Raw genomic sequence first — 1337 nt, forward strand, 5'->3', positions numbered from 1 at the left:
ACCCTTCCGCGCATGACATCGTGACAGCGGCAAGCTGCACCACAAATTGTCTTGCCCCTGTGGTCAAAGTGATGATGGAAGAATTTGGCATCAAGCACGGCTCAATCACCACAATCCATGATGTCACAAACACCCAAACCATCGTGGATCGGCCAGCCAAAGATTTACGCCGCGCGCGGTCTGCGCTGAACTCACTGATTCCGACCACAACGGGCAGTGCCACGGCGATCACGCTGATCTATCCCGAATTGAAGGGCAAGCTGAATGGGCACGCTGTGCGCGTGCCTCTGTTGAACGCGTCCCTGACCGATTGTGTCTTTGAGCTAGACCGCGAGGCCACGGCGGCGGAAATCAACGCAGCCTTCGCGAGTGCGGCAGAAGGGGCGCTGAACGGCATCCTCGGCTTTGAAGCGCGCCCTTTGGTGAGTGCGGATTACACTAATGACACGCGATCCTCGATTGTGGATGGGCCATCCACGATGGTCATTAATGGCACGCAGGCCAAGATTTATGCGTGGTATGACAATGAAATGGGCTATGCCCATCGCCTGATTGATGTCGCGCGCATGGTTGGCGCAAGTCTATGACCGCGCCAAAGCCATCCGCCCTGCCCGCCTATATCGCCGTAACAGCGGCTTATTGGGCGTTTATGCTGTCGGATGGCGCGCTTCGGATGTTGGTTCTCTTGGCCTTTCACGAGCGCGGCTTTAGTCCCGTTCAACTGGCCTATCTGTTTTTGCTCTATGAGATTGCAGGCGTCATAACCAATCTTTCTGCGGGCTGGCTGGCCGCGCGGTTTGGCCTGACCCGCACCTTATATGCAGGGCTGATCCTACAGGTTGGTGCCCTTTTGGCCCTCACCGCACTGGATCCTGCGTGGTCGATCGGCGCATCTGTGGCCTATGTGATGGCCGTGCAAGGGGCCTCAGGCGTGGCCAAGGATCTGGCGAAAATGTCCTCAAAATCGGCTGTCAAACTTTTGGCACCCGAAGGGGCTGGATTGCTGAAATGGGTATCTTGGCTGACAGGATCAAAAAACGCGGTAAAGGGATTGGGGTTCCTTTTGGGCGCAGGCCTTTTGGCACTTTATGGCTACAACACCGCCTTGTTGGGCATGGCAGCTATTTTGGCACTGATCCTTGTGGCGCTGCTTTTCTTCATGCCAGACGGCCTGCCCAAAGGCAACAAAGCGACCAAGTTTTCCACCGTCATCTCGCGAGACAAAAATATCAATCGTCTGTCTGCTGCCCGCGTCTTTTTATTCGGCGCGCGGGATGTGTGGTTTGTGGTGGGCATCCCGGTTTATTTCTACGCCGTTCTTTCCGATGGCAGCGATG

The 1337-nt window shown here is 55.9% G+C and carries 1 protein-coding gene and 1 pseudogene; both read left to right on the plus strand.

The features are described 5' to 3' along the window. Positions 1 to 587: pseudogene (locus ACR0B3_RS24060) on the plus strand (ArsJ-associated glyceraldehyde-3-phosphate dehydrogenase); the annotation flags it as partial. Beyond that, positions 584 to 1337 (plus strand): MFS transporter (locus ACR0B3_RS24065; RefSeq protein WP_480811245.1); only part of this gene is annotated, 754 nt, incomplete at its 3' end. The pseudogene ACR0B3_RS24060 and the gene ACR0B3_RS24065, both read left to right, overlap by 4 nt.

The sequence above is a fragment of the Ruegeria sp. CE9 genome, from assembly GCF_056537425.1.